At 64.4% G+C, this 16,886-nt stretch carries 16 protein-coding genes and 2 pseudogenes; 4 read left to right on the top strand and 14 right to left on the bottom strand.

Annotation, left to right across the window (positions count from 1 at the left end):
• Positions 1 to 28 precede the first annotated feature (28 nt).
• The 7 genes and pseudogenes from Q427_RS35130 to Q427_RS05815 form a co-directional block, all read right to left on the bottom strand.
• A pseudogene (locus Q427_RS35130) lies at positions 29 to 1,790 on the bottom strand (SulP family inorganic anion transporter).
• Positions 1,791 to 1,793: 3 nt separating this feature from the next.
• Positions 1,794 to 2,225, bottom strand: a complete 432-nt coding sequence (locus Q427_RS05790) for a TIGR01244 family sulfur transferase (protein ID WP_043511875.1) — start codon at positions 2,223 to 2,225, stop codon at positions 1,794 to 1,796.
• 24 nt (positions 2,226 to 2,249) lie between these two features.
• Positions 2,250 to 3,131 (bottom strand): MBL fold metallo-hydrolase, encoded by an 882-nt coding sequence (locus Q427_RS05795; protein WP_043511878.1) that lies wholly within the window; start codon positions 3,129 to 3,131, stop codon positions 2,250 to 2,252.
• Between the two features lie 109 nt (positions 3,132 to 3,240).
• Complete coding sequence (locus Q427_RS05800; RefSeq protein ID WP_043511879.1) at positions 3,241 to 4,149, bottom strand: MBL fold metallo-hydrolase; 909 nt, start codon at positions 4,147 to 4,149, stop codon at positions 3,241 to 3,243.
• A 77-nt stretch (positions 4,150 to 4,226) separates the two neighbouring features.
• On the bottom strand, positions 4,227 to 4,874 hold the full coding sequence (locus tag Q427_RS05805; RefSeq protein WP_043511881.1) for a peroxiredoxin: 648 nt from the start codon (positions 4,872 to 4,874) through the stop codon (positions 4,227 to 4,229).
• Between the two features lie 203 nt (positions 4,875 to 5,077).
• Entirely contained in the window at positions 5,078 to 5,269 is a 192-nt protein-coding gene (locus tag Q427_RS05810) for a YgaP family membrane protein (RefSeq protein ID WP_043511899.1), read from the bottom strand.
• Positions 5,270 to 5,354: 85 nt separating this feature from the next.
• On the bottom strand, positions 5,355 to 5,828 hold the full coding sequence (locus Q427_RS05815; protein WP_043511883.1) for a hypothetical protein: 474 nt from the start codon (positions 5,826 to 5,828) through the stop codon (positions 5,355 to 5,357).
• Between the two features lie 283 nt (positions 5,829 to 6,111).
• Here Q427_RS05815 and Q427_RS28660 point away from each other — a divergent pair, with 283 nt between their 5' ends.
• Together Q427_RS28660 and Q427_RS05825 are read left to right on the top strand one after the other, a co-directional pair.
• Entirely contained in the window at positions 6,112 to 6,468 is a 357-nt protein-coding gene (locus tag Q427_RS28660; RefSeq protein WP_051496162.1) for an ankyrin repeat domain-containing protein, read from the top strand.
• A complete protein-coding gene (locus Q427_RS05825) occupies positions 6,468 to 6,737 on the top strand; it encodes an ankyrin repeat domain-containing protein (protein WP_051496163.1) in 270 nt (89 codons plus the stop codon). Before Q427_RS28660 ends, Q427_RS05825 begins: the two co-directional genes overlap by 1 nt.
• A 76-nt stretch (positions 6,738 to 6,813) precedes the next feature.
• Here the strand turns inward: Q427_RS05825 and Q427_RS05830 are convergent, their stop codons facing one another.
• The 7 genes and pseudogenes from Q427_RS05830 to Q427_RS05855 form a co-directional block, all read right to left on the bottom strand.
• On the bottom strand, positions 6,814 to 8,223 hold the full coding sequence (locus tag Q427_RS05830; protein WP_043511886.1) for an MBL fold metallo-hydrolase RNA specificity domain-containing protein: 1,410 nt from the start codon (positions 8,221 to 8,223) through the stop codon (positions 6,814 to 6,816).
• Positions 8,224 to 8,367: 144 nt separating this feature from the next.
• Positions 8,368 to 8,664 (bottom strand): HAD family hydrolase, encoded by a 297-nt coding sequence (locus Q427_RS33430; protein ID WP_231613456.1) that lies wholly within the window; start codon positions 8,662 to 8,664, stop codon positions 8,368 to 8,370.
• An 89-nt stretch (positions 8,665 to 8,753) separates the two neighbouring features.
• On the bottom strand, positions 8,754 to 9,137 hold the full coding sequence (locus tag Q427_RS33435; protein ID WP_231613457.1) for a hypothetical protein: 384 nt from the start codon (positions 9,135 to 9,137) through the stop codon (positions 8,754 to 8,756).
• A gap of 390 nt (positions 9,138 to 9,527) precedes the next feature.
• Positions 9,528 to 10,793 carry a serine hydroxymethyltransferase gene (gene glyA / locus Q427_RS05840; RefSeq protein WP_043511904.1) on the bottom strand — a complete coding sequence of 422 codons (1,266 nt, stop codon included), beginning with the start codon at positions 10,791 to 10,793 and terminating at the stop codon, positions 9,528 to 9,530.
• A gap of 130 nt (positions 10,794 to 10,923) precedes the next feature.
• Complete coding sequence (locus tag Q427_RS05845; protein WP_231613458.1) at positions 10,924 to 12,171, bottom strand: hypothetical protein; 1,248 nt, start codon at positions 12,169 to 12,171, stop codon at positions 10,924 to 10,926.
• 330 nt (positions 12,172 to 12,501) lie between these two features.
• Positions 12,502 to 15,020, bottom strand: a pseudogene (locus tag Q427_RS31030) (ABC transporter permease).
• 47 nt (positions 15,021 to 15,067) lie between these two features.
• Positions 15,068 to 15,784, bottom strand: coding sequence for an ABC transporter ATP-binding protein (locus Q427_RS05855; protein ID WP_043511893.1), 717 nt, complete (start codon positions 15,782 to 15,784; stop codon positions 15,068 to 15,070).
• Between Q427_RS05855 and Q427_RS05860 the strand changes: the two genes are divergently transcribed.
• Positions 15,783 to 16,487, top strand: coding sequence for an arylesterase (locus tag Q427_RS05860; RefSeq protein WP_043511895.1), 705 nt, complete (start codon positions 15,783 to 15,785; stop codon positions 16,485 to 16,487). The genes Q427_RS05855 and Q427_RS05860 overlap by 2 nt on opposite strands.
• Before the next feature lie 72 nt (positions 16,488 to 16,559).
• Positions 16,560 to 16,838 carry a type II toxin-antitoxin system Phd/YefM family antitoxin gene (locus tag Q427_RS05865; protein WP_043511897.1) on the top strand — a complete coding sequence of 93 codons (279 nt, stop codon included), beginning with the start codon at positions 16,560 to 16,562 and terminating at the stop codon, positions 16,836 to 16,838.
• Positions 16,839 to 16,886 lie beyond the last annotated feature (48 nt).

Consider the following 16,886-nt stretch of genomic DNA (forward strand, 5'->3'; position numbering starts at 1 on the left):
GTAGTGTTTCCATTCAGAAACGAGCGCTTCAGGCCGATGCGTGTCGATCAGCCGGCTTGCCGCAAACGGTCCCCCGCTCTCCCCCGTCACCGTGTAGCGTTTGCCAGGCGTCATAGGTGCTCAGATACACCTGCCCGGTCAGTTCACGACAGAAATCGGTGTTGTACAGGCGGTCCATTACCGGCCCCTTGACCTCTGCGAGATGCAGCGTCACGCCAGCATCCTTGAGCCGGGCGTTGATGACCTCGAGGCTCTCCAGCGCCGAGGCATCGATGACATTGACTGCCTGGCAGGCCAGCACGATATGCTGAATACCCGGCTGCCGCGCCGCCAGCGCCATCACGGTGTCTTCCAGGTAACGGGCGTTGGCGAAGTAGAGGCTCTCGTCGACACGCAGGATGGCCAGCCGCTCGTCGGTCTCCACCGCATGACGCTGCACATTGCGGAAATGCTCGGTGCCCGGCACCCGCCCCACGACCGCACTGTGGGGTCGGCTGGTGTAGTAGAGATGCAGCGCCAGCGACAGGGTCACCCCGGCCAGGATGCCGCTCTCGACCCCATGCCCCAATGTGATCAGGATGGTGGCCAGCATGGCCGCGGCATCGCAGCGTGAATAGGCCAGGTGCGCTTGATGGCAGCGATGTCCACCAGGGACAGCACCGCCACGATGATGGTGGCAGCCAGGGTGGCGATGGGCAGGTAGGCGATCAGCGGGGTCAACAGCAGCGCCGCGGCGGCAATGCCCACGGCGGTGAAGGCTCCCGCCGCCGGTGTCTCGGCGCCGGCATCGAAATTGACCACCGAGCGAGCGAAGCCACCGGTGACCGGCATGCCGCCGGTGAACGATGCGGCAATGTTAGACGTGCCAAGCCCTACCAGCTCCTGGTCCGGGTCGATGCGTTGGCGACGCTTGGCGGCGAGCGTCTGGCCCACCGACACCGACTCGACGAAGCCGATGACGCTGATCAGCAGGGCCGCCACGAAGAGCTGGCTCCACAGCCCGCTGTCGAAGCCGGGCAGGGTCAGCGGTGGCAGGCCCGCCGGCACCTCGCCCACCACGCGACGCCGAGTTCGTCCAGCCCCAGCCACCAGGTGGTCAGCGTGGTCACCGCCACGGCGAGAATCGGCGCGGCCTTGGTCAGCATGTCCGCCGGCCGTGCCGGCACGCCGAGCTTGACCAGCCCGCCCTTGAGCCAGCGCCGTGCGGCGTAGAGAAAGGCCAGCACCCCGACACCGATCGCCAGGGTCGGCGCATTCACCCCGCCCAGGCTGGTGGCCAGGCTCGCTCCCAGCTCCAGCAGGTTGTGGCCGGCGGCCTGCACCCCCAGCACGTGCTTGAGCTGGCCGGCGGCGATGATCAGGCCGGTGGCGGTGATAAAACCCGAGATCACCGGGTGGCTGAGAAAGTTGGCCAGGAAGCCAAGCCGCGCCACCCCCATCAGGGTGAGAATCAGCCCCGACATCAGTGCCAGCACCAGGGCGGCCCCCAGGTACTCCGGCGTCCCCTGGGGCGCCACCTGCCCCACTGCCGCCGCGGTCATCAGCGAGACCACCGCCACCGGCCCCACCGCCAGGGTGCGACTGGTGCCGAAAACCGCATAGACCACCAGCGGGGCGATGCTGGCATAGAGCCCCACCTCCGGCGGCAGCCCGGCCAGCATCGCATAGGCCAGCGACTGCGGGATCAGCATGATGGTGACGATCACCGCCGCCAGCAGGTCGCTCCCCAGGGTGGCGCGGCCATAACCGGGCAGCCACTGCAGGATGGGCAGGTAGCGCTTGGGGTTCATCGCTCAGCGTTTCCCGGCAGCTTCCAGCAGCGGGCGTCGCTCCTCCAGGTCATGACCCGCGGCGCGCGCCGCGGCCAGCAGCGCAGGAATATCGCAGCTCTCCCCCTGGCTGCGGGCATGGGCCCAGAGGTGAATGGCACGCTTGCCGGTCTTGCAGAAGGCCAGGATGGGCGAAGGCAAGCTCTCCAGCGCCTCGCCGAAGGCTTCGATGTCGGCCTCGCCATACTCGCCCGGGGTGACCGGGATACAGCGCCACTCGAGACCCAGCTCGGCGGCCCTCTCGCTCAGCGCCCGGTCATCCGGGTGGTCATCGGCCTCTCCCGGTCGGCGGTTGCAGATCACCGCACGAAAGCCGCGACGGGCGACCTCGTCGAGGTCGGCCGGGGTCACGGCGTCGGTAATGGCGAAGCCGGGTTCAAGCTGATGAATCTGCATGAGCACTCTCCTTGAAGATGGGCCTCAAAACTTGTTGATCGGTACCTTGAGGTAGACCTGGCCGTTGTCCTCGGCCGGCGGCATGTGGCCGGCGCGCATGTTCACCTGCACCGAGGGCAGGATCAGCCGCGGCATGTCCAGGGTGGCGTCGCGCTCGGTTCGCATCCTGACGAACTCCTCCTCGCTGATGCCCTCATGCACGTGCACGTTGTGAGCGAGCTGCTCGGCTACGCTGGTCTCGTGCTGGTACTCCTCCCGGTCCGGCGCCTTGTAGTCATGGCAGAGGAAGATGCGGGTCTCGCCCGGCAGGGCCAGCACCTTCTGGATGGAGCGATAGAGGGTGCGCGCATCACCGCCCGGGAAATCGCAGCGTGCGGTGCCGTAGTCGGGCATGAACAGCGTGTCGCCGACGAAGGCGGCATCGCCGATCACGTAGGTCAGGCAGGCCGGTGTGTGGCCTGGCGTGTGCAACACGTGACCTTCCAGGTTGCCGATGGCAAAGGTGTCGCCCTCCTCGAAAAGGCGGTCAAACTGGCTACCGTCGCGAGCGAACTCGGTGCCGGCATTGAAGGCCTTGCCGAAGACATCCTGAACGACGGTGATGTTGGCGCCGATGCCGGTCTTGCCACCCAACCGCTCGTGCAGGTAGGGCGCCGCAGAGAGGTGGTCGGCGTGGACATGGGTTTCCAGAATCCACTCGACGGTCAGCCCCTCGCGCTGAATGAAGGCGATGACCTCATCGGCAGAGCGAACATCGGTGCGCCCGGCGGCGTAGTCGAAGTCGAGTACCGAGTCGAGAATCGCACAGGCTTGACTCTCGGGATCCTGCACCACATAGCTGAAGGTGTTGGTGGGCTCATCGAAGAAATGGGTCACGATGGGTCGGGACGCGTTCGTCTTGGACATGGGAAGCGGCCTCCGTTGGTGTCGTTGCTTCCGGATATGGCTACAGCATAGCCGAAAACAAGTTCTAAGAATAGATTATTTGGATATATAACACCTTCCAATCACCGCCTCATTCCCAGGCGGCGCCCTCAAGGGCATCCAGCGGAATCTTCAGATAGCGCCTGCCATTGGCCTCAGGCTCGGGTAGCTGCCCGCCTCGGGTGTTGATCTGCAAGGAATGCAGGATCAACTTGGGCATCGGCAGCTCGCTGTCGCGCCGGTCACGCATTGCGACATAGTCCGCCTCGTCAACGCCTGCCAGATGGGGGTTGCTGTTGCGTTGCTCGCGCACGCTGCTCTCCCATTCAGGCTCGCGCCCATCCGGCATATAGTCATGACCGGTGAACAGGCGAGTGTCGTCTGGCAGCGCCAGGATCGCCTGGATGGAGCGCCAGAGCTGGTGAGCATTCCCGCCGGGAAAGTCGGCACGTGCCGTCCCGAAGTCCGGCTGGAAGATTGTGTCGTGAATGAACGCGGCATCGCCTATCACATAGGTGATGGAAGCTAGTGTGTGGCCCGGCGACAACATCACCCGCCCCTCCAGCTCACCGATGCGGAAAGTGTCGCCGTCGGCGAACAGACGGTCCCACTGGGAACCATCGGCAGGAAAATCAGGCCAGTGATAGATCTTTTTCCACAGTTTCTGGACTTCGATCACCTTCTCGCCGATGGCGGTAGGCGCCCCGGTCTTTGCCTTCAAATATCGTGCTGCGGAAAAATGATCCGCGTGGGGGTGGGTATCCAGGACCCACTGCACCTCGAGCCCCTGCTGTTCCACGTAGGCGAGCAGTTCATCGGCATGATAGCTGGCAGTGGCGCCGGACTTCTCGTCGAAGTCGTACACCGGGTCGATAATGGCGCACTTTCCGGTCGCAGGGTCGCTAACAACGTACTGGACACTAAAGGTGCGCGGGTCGAAGAAGCCTGCCACGTCGGGGCTGCCGACACCGGCACTGCGGGAAAGGGAAAAGGTTTTCATATCGGCCTCCTTACGTCGAGCTCGTCGCTTTTGGCCAGATGGCCCCGGCCGGCAGCCGGGGCCGAATGGTGCTGGATTTACAGGGCCTTCTTGCAGAAGTACCAGTCGGTGTACTCATACCCCTGATCCTTGCGTGCCTCGGCGTCGGCATCGGTGTGCGGCGGCGGCACGATGACGGCCTCGCCCGGCTGCCACGCCTCGGGAGTGGCGACGCCGTGTTCATCGCTGGTCTGCAGGGACTTGACCAGGCGCAGGATCTCGTCGACCGAGCGCCCGTTTGTCATCGGATAGTAGAGCATGGCCCGCAGCACACCCTCCGGGTCGATCACGAAGGTGGCGCGCACTGCGGCAGTATCGCTGGCGCCAGGCTGGATCATGCCGTAGGCATTGGCCACCTTCATGTTCAGGTCGGCGATGATCGGGAAGGGAATCTCGACACCGAAATTCTGCTTGATGCTACGAGTCCAGGCAATGTGGGCATGGATGCTGTCGATGGACAGGCCCAGCAGTTCAGTGTTGAGCTCCTTGAACTGATCGGCCCGGGTAGCGAAGGCCGAGAACTCGGTGGTGCACACCGGCGTAAAGTCAGAGGGGTGGGCGAACAATACCAGCCACTTGCCCTTGTAGTCGGCAAGGGACTTCTCGCCATGGGTCGTCTTGGCAATGAAGTCCGGTGCAGGACGATTGAGCTGGGGCATGGCAGGCTGCTGAGTCTGGGTTTCCATCATCGTTCTCCTTCAGGGGTGGGGGGGGTGAGCAAGCTTCACCCTTATTACGGTTATAATGTTATTCATTTTGGAGATATAATGACCAATTGAACTTGACGATGGTCACGATAGAAAAGCCAAACACCAGCGGAAAAAGAAATGGCGCCACCGCCAAGGAGCGATAGCGCCATCTTGCAAGCGGGCAGTTGCCCTGCTGAGATCTACTTCCTCAGTTTGCAGGTATTGATGCCCAGGAGCCGGTAGGCCGGACAGAAGTTGAACAGCCCGGTGGCCAGCGGCAGCACACCGACCCAGCCCCAGGCGCCGATGACGCCGGCTAACGCCAAAACAATCAGCAGTGCGCCGATGACGATGCGGGCGATCTTGTCGGCACCGCCCACGTTGCTTTTCATGTCCATGGTGACTCTCCTTCAACCCCTGATAGCAGCGCACCGATTCCCATAGGGCAGCCGGCATCCACTTCAGGGGCGAGTGGATTCAGAAGCTGTAAACAGGAATCTTCGGGTCGCGCATCATCTCGGCCATGGGTCCGGGAGCGGCAACACCCACGCCCTCACGCAGGTCGTCTTCACCATGGTCGCTGTTGGGCAGATAGATGGCGCAGACATCCACACCTGCTCCTTCGCCCATCATCATCTGCAGCAGGCCTTCCGGGGTGATCTGCTCCATGGGGTGCCCAGGCGGAGTGTTGATGCCCTCGCTGCTGTAGCCCTCCACCGCCAGGTCGCCGGCGGCGTCGCAGAGCAGAATGTGCGGGGTGGTGCCCTGCTCGCGCATGGCGTTGGCCAGGATCATCGCCATGCCCTGGGTCTCCAGGGAGCCGCTGGTCACGATGAACAGGGCCTTGTCGGCGTAGGCATGGTCGTCACCATGGCTATCGGCCAGGGCCGCACCGAAGAGGCCGATGGCGGCGGCTGCAGCAGCCAGGGTCAGGGTTGTCTTGATGCTCATTGGATTACCTCTTCTGCAGTGATTAATGGCTAGTGTGATTCAGTGCACTTGTCCGTGGCCGGGCAGGCCATTTTAATAACCTGTTACTCTAAGCAAATAACAATTACCGCAGTCAGAGAAGCCTAGTCTACTACGGGAAAATCCGCATGGGACAAGTCGACGCACCTTGATGCAAATCAATTTTTAAAAGGCAAGAGTAAGCTTCCGGGACAACAAGTCGCACTCGAGGTATTGCCGTGAGCCGGCATCATGCCGCCCTGCCTCACCCTAATGGAGCCTACCCATGTCAATACTCTGGCGCTGGACCACCCTCCCCTATCGCCGCTACCCGATGCTGACCGGCGCCCTTCTGGCGCTGGCAATCATCGCAGCGTTCGTCGTGACGCCTCGACTGATGGCGCCCGAAATACCGACGGTGGACCCGCTGGGACGCACGGCTCTGACGCTGGCCGCCGAACGCGGCGCCACTGATACCGTCATGGCGATGCTGGACGAGGGTGTCCCCGTGGATGCCAGTGACGGCTGCGGATGGACGGCGCTGATGAAGGCCGCTGCCAACGGCCACCTGGCCTTGCTCGAGGCGCTGCTGGCGCGGGGCGCGACCCGGAGCATCGCGATGAGGCGGGTTACACGGCGCTGATGGTGGCGGTAGTCAACGGCAGGGAGGCCACAAGCCGCACCCTGCTGGAGGCCAGCGCCCGGATTGATGCCGTGGATGACGAGGCAGGATGGTCAAGCCTGACCTGGGCCGCCAGGAGTGGCCGCCTGGCGCTGGTCGAACTGCTGCTGGAGCACGGCGCGAACCCACGCCACCTCGCCGACGATGGCACTACGCCACTGCATTGGGCGCGCGAAGGTGACCACGCCGAAGTGGTGGCACGGCTCCAGGTCGCTGGCGCCGACAAGTGACAAAGCGGCCACTCAGGCCGCCTCCTCGGAAGGCAGGGCGAGTCGTTGTGGCTGCCCCGCCGGCCCCCGGCGTGCGTTACAGCTCGATACGGTCTCTGTAAGCAGGTATCTCGGACTCGATACCGCTGTCGGCCAGGGCGGCCTTGAGCATCTGCTGGGCGCCCGGCTCGCCGTGGACCAGGTATATACGCGGTTTGTTGCGGAAGGCACCCGCCCAGCCGATCAACTGAGTCTGGCCGGCGTGGGCCGAGAAGCCACCGATGGTGTGGACCTTCGCCTTGACTGCCAAATCCTGGCCCAGCACGCGCACCCTCTCGGCCCCATCGACGAGCTGGCGGCCGAGAGTCCCCGCAGCCTGGAACCCTACGATCACCAGCCGCGTACTGGGTTTTTCCAGGTTGTAGCGGAAGTGGTGAATGATGCGACCGCCATTGCACATGCCGGCACCGGCAATGATGATCGCTCCTCCGTGGATGCGATTGATCGCCATGGACTCCTCAACAGTGCGAGTCATGCGCAAGATCGGCAGATACTGGCTGGTGTCGCCGCTGGCGGCGATGTTGAGTACCTTGAGGTCCTCGGCATCCAGCGCCTTGCGCGCCCGATGGTAGAGCTCCGTGACCTTGATCGCCATGGGGCTGTCGAGGAACACCATTTGCTGACGCAATCGACCCTCGTGGTAGAGCACGCTGAGGTGGTAGAGGATCTCCTGGGTGCGCCCCACGGAAAAGGCGGGAATCAGCACGTTGCCGCCGGCGGCGTGGGCCTTTTCGAGCACCTGGGCAAACTCCTCCAGGGTCTCCTCCAACGGCCGATGGTCGCGGTCCCCATAGGTGCTCTCCATCAACACCAGGTCGGCGTCGTATAGCTTCTCGGGATCCTTCATCAGCACCGAGCTGGGGTTGCCCAGGTCACCGGAGAACACCAGGCGCTTGGTTTGGCCCCCGGAGGGCACCGATAGCTCGACGATGGCCGAGCCGAGGATATGGCCGGCATCGCGAAACACCAGGGTCGTCCCGCCGGGCAAGGGCACAGGCTGGCCATAACGGTAGGTCTTGCAGAGTGCCAGGGTTCGCTCCACGTCATCCAGGTCGTAGAGTGGCTCGACCAGCGGCTTGTCGTTGCGCTTGCGCCACTTGTTCTCCCAGTCGACATCCTTGGCCATGATGAAGGCAGCGTCCTGCAGCATGATCTCCAGCAGGTCGCGGGTACCCCGTGTACAGTGAATGGGGCCGCTGTAGCCTTCGCGCACCAGCTTGGGCAGCAGCCCCGAGTGATCCAGGTGGCCGTGGGAGATCACCACCCCTTCGAGCTCCCGTGCCAGCTTGCCGAACGGCCTGGCGTTGGCCTCGTCGGCATCAGCCCCGCCCTGATGAAGACCACACTCCAATAACAGCTTGTGGGACCGGTCGTTGCCATCCACTTCGAGAAGATAGCGTGATCCGGTGACTTCTCCCACGGCACCCAAAAAGGTCAATGTCGACATCAAATCTCGATCCTTGCGCGTCTGCGGACTTCTTGCCTCCAGCATACCGGAAGGTAGCGCGCCTGGCGTGGCTCACGGCGGACAGGGCAGACGAAATCGAGGGTCAGTTGAAAGAGAACCGCAACCTTGTAGGACAAGACCCGCTCAGGAGCATACCTCCCGCTTCGGCGTCACGCGGGACTCTTCTCCCCACCAATAGGCGATGCCTTCGACCCAGCCCAGGGTGCCCGCCGCCTGGCTGCGATAGAGTGTCGGTTGACGCGGGGCCAGGGTCGACACTTCGCCGCCTCGAATCACCACCGCCTGATCCACCGCTTCCAGCAACGACTGATCGTTGGGACCGTCGCCAAGCCCCAAGGTCAGCGGCTCACATCCGCGCAGCGACGTGAAGCGATCCACCAGCCAGGTCACGGCCCCACCCTTGTCGAGGCCGCCGGTCACGTGCCAGAAGCGTCGACCCTGGACCAGGTTCAGGCCATCCCCCCGAAGCGCCTCACCAAAGGACGCCAGTGACGAGGCATCACCATTCCCTACCAGGTTTCGCTGCCCAGGCGCATCCGGGCCAACCGGGCCTCGTCCGCCTCCAGCCCGGTCACAGCCATGGTCTCTTCCAGGGTCATCTCGCCCAGGGTGGTAAAGGCCAGCCCCAGCCGCTCCCGCCAGATGGAGATTCGTTTGCGGATAAATGCAATATCCAGCCCCAGATTGCGCATTGCGACACCCTCTGTAGCAGAGGAGTCACGCTCCAGATGGGCATGCTGCCAGGCCGGGGGCAAGCCGACCACGCTACCGTTCTCGGCAATGTAGGGAGTATCGCCGAGACCCAGCTGTTCACGCAGTGGCAAGAGCTCTGCCGGGTGCGACAGGTGACCGGTATGACCGGTACTCCCTGGGTCTTGAGCCGCATGAGCCAAGGCTTGGCCTGCTGCCACTGGTGACTATCATGGTCGAGCAAGGAGCCGTCCAGGTCGGTGAAGACCAGGCGCGGCCGCAGGGCGGGGTCCGGGAGAAGCGGCTTTATCGACATGGTGGCTCCAGCACGATCGGGATGAGTGGAACGTATTCCGCATATGAAGCACTTGCATGGGGCGTGCCAATCCAGCACAAAGCCTGTCAAGGTCGGCCCGGACCGATGCCTGCGGAGCAGCCCGGTCTTCTCGGCAACGACGCGGCGCCACACGCACATGCCCCCTGCACACCATCAGTGCAAGAAAAGCCCCATCCTGGGGCATCCAGAATGGGGCTTTTCGATTCAGCTGGCCGATTCACTGGCGCTGCCAAGGCTAGCGCCGGGTCATTTGGGCTCAGCGATAGACGGGGAAGCGGGCACAGACGCCCTCGACCTTGCCCTTCACCTCGGTTTCCAGGGCGGCAGTGTCGTCGCCCTTGGCCATGGCGTCGAGAATATCGCAGATCCAGCCAGCCAGCTCGCTGCATTCCGCTTCACCGAAGCCGCGGGTGGTCACCGCCGGGGTGCCGATGCGCAGGCCTGAGGTGACAAAGGGGCTCTGGGGGTCGCCGGGTACGGCATTCTTGTTGACGGTGATGTGGGCACGACCCAGGGCGGCGTCGGCATCCTTGCCGGTCAGGCCCTGCTTGATCAGCGACAGCAGGAAGAGATGGTCTTCGGTACCGCCGGACACGATGTCGTAGCCACGCTCGATGAAGACACCGGCCATGGCCTGGGCATTCTTGACCACCTGCTGCTGGTAGGTCTTGAACTCGGGCTCCATGGCCTCCTTGAAGCAGATCGCCTTGGCGGCGATGACGTGCTCCAGCGGGCCACCCTGGCCGCCCGGGAAGACCGCGGACTGCAGTTTCTTCTCGATGTCGGCGTCGCCTTCGCTGGAGAGGATCAGGCCGCCGCGGGGGCCGCGCAGGGTCTTGTGTGTGGTGGTGGTGACCACGTGGGCGTGGGGCAGCGGGGTCGGGTAGACACCGGCGGCGACCAGGCCAGCCACATGGGCCATGTCGACCAGCAGGAAGGCACCCACCTCGTCGGCAATCTCGCGGAACTTGGCCCAGTCGATGATCTGGGAGTAGGCGGAGAAGCCGGCGATGATCATCTTCGGCTGGTGCTCTCGGGCAAGCTTGGCCACTTCCTCATAATCGATACGACCGCTCTCGTCGATGCCGTATTGCACCGCATTGTAATGCTTGCCGGAGAAGTTGGGCTTGGCACCGTGGGTCAGGTGGCCGCCGGCGTCGAGGCTCATGCCCAGCACCGTGTCACCGGGCTTGACCAGCGCCTGGAAAACGGCACTGTTGGCCTGGGAGCCGGAGTGGGGCTGGACGTTGGCGTAGCTGGCATCGAACAACTGCTTGGCGTAGTCGATGGCCAGCTGCTCGACGATGTCGACGTATTCACAGCCGCCGTAGTAGCGCTTGCCGGGGTAACCTTCCGCATACTTGTTGGTGAGTTGGCTGCCCTGGGCCTCCAGCACACGAGGGCTGGCATAGTTCTCGGAGGCGATCAGCTCGATGTGCGCCTCCTGACGAGCGACCTCCTTCTGCATCGCATCGAACAGGACATCATCGAAACCGGCAATCTGCATGTCACGGCTGAACATCGGCGGGAAACCTCGCATCACGGGGGAGTCTAGGCCCGCAATGATACCCCAGCCCATGACCGCTTTCACATGAAAGGCCGTCATGGGCTGCACCATCTTTTCTCATGCAGGCTTTAGCCCTGCTGCAGCATCAGCGCGTTTCCACCTCCATCGAAAGCTTATCCGGCAGCCCAAGCGGGTCAACCATGTAGGTGGCCATGGTGCTTTCCGAGGGCAGACCGATACTGACTTCGAGTTCATCGGCCGCCCCTTCCAGCAGCTCCACCAGCCCCATCAGGACCGACTGAACCTGGGGGCCGAACATCATGCCAAAACCCTGGGCCTGGGTGCGCGCCTGCTCGACGTACTGCGACTCGGTGACGCCTTCCATGGCCGCCCCCAGGGTGGCCAGCCGGCCAAAGAGTCCCTGGTTGGAAAGCGTCAGTCGAAGATCTCCTCCCAGCAAGGTCGCGGCTTGCAGCGAGCCGGCATCGGCAAAGACATCGGCGGGCTCCATTCCGGCCGGCAGCACCACGGGCAGGTTGATATCTAGCATCAGGCGTAATGCATCGTGCAGTTCGATACGGCTGTCGCTGACCAGGACACTGTGTTCGCCCTCCTCCTTCCAGCTCCCCAGGAAGGCGGCGTCGAGACGCAGCTCACCGGTACCGTCGGTCAGCACGTTACTGACCATGCGCAGCTGGGTCCGCTCCTCCTCCGGGGCCATTTCGATCATGCGGGCCAGGTTCATATGGAAGCCTTCGAGGCGCACCCCACCCTCGCCATCGGAAAAATCACCATCGAAATCCAGCAGCGACAGGCTGCCGATCAACCGGTCGGAGTCGATCTCGAAGTCACGCAGCACCATCGATTCCAGTTGCTCCTCACCATCCACATCCAGCCCGGTCAGCCCTTCGAAGCGCAGGGAGCCCAGGGTGAAGGAGCCGGAGCCGAACTCATCGAAGTCTTCACCCGAGCCCGCCACCCCGGTGAGCTCCAGCATGCCAATGCCGTCATGGGCCAGCGACTGGCCGCGAACCTGTTCGATGGTCATGCGACCCTGGCTGCTGGTGAACGGCGTGCCATAAAAGAGGTCCTCGGCCATGTCCGAGGCCATGTCGATCACGATGCCATCGATCGCCAGGCTGCCGAGCCGCAGTTCTTCCGGCGCCAGGCTGTCGTCCAGGGGAAAGACCGCTCGCGAAGGCTTGCCAAGCACGATCTTCTCTGCGCTCATCAGCATCAGCTCGGTCAGGCTGTCCTCGATGCGCACCCCTTTCAGGGTGACCTCATCGGGGCTGTCGTAGTCGCCGCTGACCTCATAGCTGTCGATGAGTATGCGATCACCTTCGTCTGACTCGAAGACGAAGTCCTTGGCCGTGACGCGGGAACGCAGCATGGCACCAGAGACATCGCCAATCTCGATGCTGCCGTAGCCCCCGAACAGGGCGCGAAGCTCGGTCTCGAGACGCTCGGCATCGGCGAAGACCGCGCCGGACGCCCCCGTCAGCGTGGCGAAAATCAGGCAGAACCAAGGCGCGAAGCACCCGGACGTGGTGCATTCATCGACGTCACCTCCTATGTGAAAGAAAAAACAGCGGCCGGACAGCCACCGCCTTTACACAGTGTAACCAGAAAAGCGCTTATTGACTTCCCTTGCCACCGGGGCCAATCAATGCCCGGTCAACGCGGGGCGCGGCACTCGGCCGGCCCCGCCAAACGGCTAGTTTCAGGCTTCACCGAGCAGGCCCAGACTCTCCATTGGCGTCTGCGACGCACGCTGCGTGACAGCGCATGTCCAATCACGCCGATCAACAAGGCACCCCCCAGCGGCAGGACCAGCCACAAGCCCCAGTGAATGCGCGGCGGCAGGTCGAACCAGCGAGGTAGATCCCCGCCGCGGCCAGCTCTGCCAGCAGCGCCCCCATCAGCCCGCTGGCGAAACCCAGGATCGCGAACTCGGCCCCCTGCACCCGCGAGATCAGGCGATCACCGGCGCCGAAGACACGCAGCAGGCCACTCTCGTGGGCTCGGGTCGGACGGCTGGCAGTCAGCGCGGCATAGAGCACGCTGACACCGGCCAGCAACACGAAGCCGAGCACGAATTCCACCGCCCGGGTCACCTGGGTCAACAGCTCGCGCACCTGGCCGAGGATCGCCTCGACGTTGAGTAGCGAGACGCCGGGGAACTCGCGAACCAGCGCCCTGCTGATGTCGTCGCGCTCGCGGTCGAGGTGGAAAGCGGTGATATAGCTATGACCGAACCCCTCCAGCACATCCGGCGGGAAGATGACGAAGAAGTTGGGGCGGAAGCTGTCCCAATCCAGGTCGCGCAGGCTGGTGATCTCGCCGACGATCTCCTCGCCGCCGATGGTGAAGGTCATGGCATCGCCCAGCCCCAGCCCCAGCCGCTCGGCCAGGCCGTCCTCGATCGAGATGGGCACCCGCCTTCGGCGTGGGTTGGCGAGCGGTCGAACCATTGGCCGGCCACCAGGCGATTGCCCACCGGCAGCGTTTCACGCCAGGTGAGGTTAAGTTCCCGGCGCAGGGAGCCGTCGCCGCGGGCGTCGGCCGGCACCGCCTCACGCGGGACCTGGTCGTTGATCGCCGTGATGCGTCCGCGCACCATCGGGTAGAGGGTCGTGCGCTCGTCCACGGCATCATCCAGGGTGTCGATGAAGGCGTCGCGCTCGCCGGGCTGGATGTTGATGGCGAAGTAATTCGGCGTGTCCTCGGGCAACTGGTCCTGCCAGGTGCTCAGCAGGTCGCCGCGCACCAGGGCGATCATCGCCATGGCGGCAAAGGTCACCGAGAAGGCCAGCAGCTGGCCCAGGCTGGCGCTACGGCGACGCGCCAGCTGGCGCGCCCCCAGGCGCAGGGCCTGACGCTTGCCGCCGGCTGTCGCTGGCACCCTCCCCATCAGGTGCAGCAGCAGGGAGAGCAGCAGCCAACCCAGCCCCCACAGCAGCACCAGCATCACCAGGCCGCCCACCAGCAGGCCGAAGGCCAGCTGCGGATCGCCGGAATAGAGCCACAGCAAGCCGCCGAAGACCAGGCTGGCCACGCCCACCACCAGCCACGCCGAAGCGGGCAGCGGGTCGAGCTCGCGACGCAGCACCTTGAGCGCGCTGACACGCTTGAGGCGCAGCAGCGTCGGACCGGCGAAGCCGACCAGCACCGCCAGCGCCGTCAATACACCCAGCAACAGCGGCAACGGGCCGGGGGGCGGCAGCTCCATGGGCAGGAAGGCGGTGAGCAACCACAGCAGCCCGGCCTGGCCGACCAGTCCCAGCAGCGCCCCCACCAGGGAGGCAGCCAGGGCGAGCCACAGCAGCTGCAGGGCAAACAGCTGGGTCAGTTGACGCTGGGAGCGCCGAAGCAGCGCAGCAGCGCCGCGGTGTCCAGATGGCGCTCGACGTAACGCCGCGTGGCCATGGCCACCGCCACCCCGGCCAGCAGGACCGCGGCGAGCCCGGCCAGGCTGAGGTACTGTTCGGCCCGTGACAGCGCATTGCCCAGCTGTGGGCGATCGCGCCGAACGTCACGCACCTCGACGCCATCGGCAGTCAGCCCCCGCAAACGTGGCAGCACCGCATCGACCTCGCTCGGCGCCCCCCGGGCGAGCAGCGAGAACTCGATGCGGGAGCCGGGCTGCACCAGGCCGCTCGCCTCGATATCGGCCTGATGCATCATCAGTCGCGGGTTGAAATTGGCGAAACCGCCGGACTGGTCCGGCTCACGCTCGACCAGGGCGGTGACCTCCAGGCGGGTCTGGCCCACCTGCACGCGATCGCCGAGTTCGACTTCCAGCAGTTGCGCCAGGCGTGGCGCCAGCCAGGCCTCGCCCGGGGCCGGGCCCCGCGAAAGAAGCTCGACGCCCGCTCCGCGGTCGACATGGACCTCACCGTAGAGGGGGTAATTGTCGTCGATGACCTTGAGGCTGGTCGGCTGGAAGGCGTCTTCGTGGCTCGCCATGGAGACCATGCCGACCTGTTCGCTCAGGGTCAGCCCTGCCTCCCGCAGCGTCTGGCGCAGCACATCCTCGAACGGCCGCGCCTGTTCCAGCACCAGATCACCGCCCAGCATCTGCCCGGCCTGGCGCTCCAGGCCGCGCTCCAGGCGGTCGAGAAAGAAGCCGATCATGGTCGAAGCGGCCACCGCCAGGGCCAGGGCGACGAACAGTGCCCGCACGTCGGCGGCACGCAGGTCGCGACGCATGCCGCGCAGCGAAAGGGTCAGAGCACCCATCCCGCGGCGCGCCTCGGCTGGCGGAGGGGCAGTGCCGATAGCGTCGCTCATGCCCTCACCTCGTCCAGTACCAGCGGCGTGAGCCGCCCCTCCTCCAGCTGCAGACAGCGATCGCAGCGTCGCGCCAAGGCATAGTCGTGGGTTACCAGCACCAGGGTGGTGCCCGCCTCGCGGTTCAGGGCGAACAAAAGGTCGATGATGCGTCCACCCGTGGCATGGTCGAGGTTGCCGGTGGGCTCGTCGGCAAAGACCAGCTGCGGTTCGGTGACGAAGGCCCTGGCCAGGGCGACGCGCTGCTGCTCGCCACCGGAGAGCTGCTTGGGCAGGTGGCCAAGCCGCTCGCCGAGGCCGACCCGAGTCAACCAGTCGCGGCCGCGCTGCTCGCTGTCGGAAACCGGTGCCAACTCCAGTGGCAGCAGCACGTTCTCGAGTGCCGTGAGGGTGGGCAGCAGCTGGAAGTTCTGGAACACGAAGCCCACCCGGCCGGCGCGCAGGCCGGCGCGACCATCCTCGTCGAGACTTCCCAGCGACTCACCGAACAGGGTCAGCTCGCCACTGGTGGGCTGGTCGAGTCCTGCGAGAAGCCCCAGCAGGGTCGACTTGCCGGCGCCACTGGCCCCGAGGATCGCCAGCGTCTCTCCAGGGAACACTTCGAGGTCAAGGGCACTCAGAATGGTCAGCGGTCGTTCCCCGCTGGTTACCTGCTTGCCCAGGCCGCGGGCGTGTAGAATCGTGGAAGAGCTGGTTCTCGAGGAGTCTGACATGACTAGAGGTATCCCTGTGCTGCTGTCTATTTCCGATCACCTGAGCCGGCGTTGGCGCCACTGCCTTGGCGTCTGTGTGCTGGGCCTGATGGTACTCGCTGCCTCACCGGCGGCGCTGGCCGACGATACCCCGACGCTGCTGGTCATGGGCGACAGTCTCAGCGCCGCATACGGCATCGAGCAGGATGAAGGCTGGGTCAGTTTGCTGGAAGCGCGTCTCGACGGAAAGGCGGAAGTGGTCAATGCCAGCATCAGCGGTGAGACGAGCAGCGGCGGCGCGAGCCGACTTCCCGACCTACTCGGACAGCATGAGCCCGACATTGTTCTCCTGGGGCTGGGGGGCAACGACGGCCTGCGCGGCCTGCCACCCAATCAGCTGGAGGCCAACCTCGCCGCCATGGTCGAGGCGAGCCGCCAGGCCGGCGCCGAGGTGCTGCTCCTCGGGATCGATATCCCCCCGAACTACGGCCAGGCCTACCGCGATGCCTTTACCGGGGTGTTCTTCCGGCTTGCCGACACCTACGAAGTGGCCCTGCTTCCCTTCCTGCTCGAAGGGGTGGTCCTGGAAGATGGCATGATGCAATCCGACGGCATTCACCCGACGAGCATCGCCCAGTCGATCATCCTCGACAACGTCTGGCCTGAGCTCGTGTCGCTACTGGAGCGCAACGGCGTTGAGCTGACTGAAGTGTCGCGGAAGTAAACCTAGTGGCCGAAAGACCATATGAGGACTATATTTAGACCTTAAGCAAATTTTCTACCCAGGAGTGCACCAGTGCGCACTGAGACCATCAGCTACCTGAAGCAGAATGCGGCCACACTCGATGTGGAGGAGCCTCTGGTGATTACCCAAAAGGGCAAGCCCACCTATGTGATCGAGTCCTATACCGCCCACGAGCGTCGAGAGCAGGCCATCGCTCTGCTCAAGCTGCTGAATCTAGGCGAAAAGAGTCGTGAAGAAGGCCGATCAATGTCGGCAGATGCATTCCTGGAAAAAGTCAGGGCCCGCCACGCCAGCAGACGCGGCGAAACGATGGCGCTACCCCGTAAGTGAAAGTAACGATAGAAAGAGACGGCTGACGCCTCGCTCGAAACCTGCGAA

It is taken from the genome of Halomonas sp. BC04 (assembly GCF_000568385.1).

Bases quoted from the DNA above. Each gene is read 5' to 3' on its own strand.
- Q427_RS05825 (WP_051496163.1), top strand. From the start codon at position 6,468: ATGGTGGCGGTAGTCAACGGCAGGGAGGCCACAAGCCGCACCCTGCTG.
- Q427_RS05810 (WP_043511899.1), bottom strand. From the start codon at position 5,269: ATGAAAAGCAACGTGGGCGGTGCCGACAAGATCGCCCGCATCGTCATC.
- Q427_RS05795 (WP_043511878.1), bottom strand. From the start codon at position 3,131: ATGTCCAAGACGAACGCGTCCCGACCCATCGTGACCCATTTCTTCGAT.
- Q427_RS28660 (WP_051496162.1), top strand. From the start codon at position 6,112: ATGTCAATACTCTGGCGCTGGACCACCCTCCCCTATCGCCGCTACCCG.
- Q427_RS05855 (WP_043511893.1), bottom strand. From the start codon at position 15,784: ATGTCAGACTCCTCGAGAACCAGCTCTTCCACGATTCTACACGCCCGC.
- Q427_RS05790 (WP_043511875.1), bottom strand. From the start codon at position 2,225: ATGCAGATTCATCAGCTTGAACCCGGCTTCGCCATTACCGACGCCGTG.
- glyA (WP_043511904.1), bottom strand. From the start codon at position 10,793: ATGTTCAGCCGTGACATGCAGATTGCCGGTTTCGATGATGTCCTGTTC.
- Q427_RS05800 (WP_043511879.1), bottom strand. From the start codon at position 4,149: ATGAAAACCTTTTCCCTTTCCCGCAGTGCCGGTGTCGGCAGCCCCGAC.
- Q427_RS05815 (WP_043511883.1), bottom strand. From the start codon at position 5,828: ATGAGCATCAAGACAACCCTGACCCTGGCTGCTGCAGCCGCCGCCATC.
- Q427_RS05860 (WP_043511895.1), top strand. From the start codon at position 15,783: ATGACTAGAGGTATCCCTGTGCTGCTGTCTATTTCCGATCACCTGAGC.
- Q427_RS05845 (WP_231613458.1), bottom strand. From the start codon at position 12,171: ATGCTGCGTTCCCGCGTCACGGCCAAGGACTTCGTCTTCGAGTCAGAC.
- Q427_RS05830 (WP_043511886.1), bottom strand. From the start codon at position 8,223: ATGTCGACATTGACCTTTTTGGGTGCCGTGGGAGAAGTCACCGGATCA.
- Q427_RS05805 (WP_043511881.1), bottom strand. From the start codon at position 4,874: ATGGAAACCCAGACTCAGCAGCCTGCCATGCCCCAGCTCAATCGTCCT.